This is a genomic window from Streptomyces sp. UF-297 (assembly GCF_058245575.1).
The window spans coordinates 1-443 of sequence record NZ_JBSIBZ010000256.1; the positions used below are offsets into that span (position 1 = coordinate 1).

The 443-nt window shown below is 73.4% G+C and carries 1 protein-coding gene; it reads right to left on the reverse strand.

The features are described from left to right. Positions 1-443 (reverse strand): ketoacyl-synthetase C-terminal extension domain-containing protein (locus tag AC4IJH_RS43715; protein ID WP_490857598.1); only part of this gene is annotated, 443 nt, incomplete at both ends.

The following is a 443-nucleotide window of genomic DNA, read 5'->3' on the forward strand; positions in this document are numbered from 1 at the left end:
TCGCGCAGCCGACCCGCCTGCGCGGTCAGGCCCTCGGCCGAACGGCCCGACACCAGCCACGCGCCGACCCCGCCGGGCTCGACCACGGCAGATCCGTCGACCGGCGCACCGGCATCGCCGTCGGGTGCGGCTTCGGCGTCTGCGCCGGGGGCTTCCTCCAGCAGCAGATGGACATTGGTACCGCTGATACCGAACGAGGACACGCCCGCACGGCGTACCCGGTCGCCGGCCGGCCACGGCACCGCTTCTCCCAGCAACCGCACATCGCCGGTCGTCCAGTCGACGTGCGGCGAGGGCTCGGCGGCGTGCAGCGTCTGCGGAAGCCGCTCGTGCTGGAGCGCGAGCACCATCTTGATCACGCCCGCGACACCGGCGGCGGCCTGGGTGTGTCCGATGTTGGACTTCACCGAGCCCAGCCACACCGGACGGTCCTCGGGCCGGTC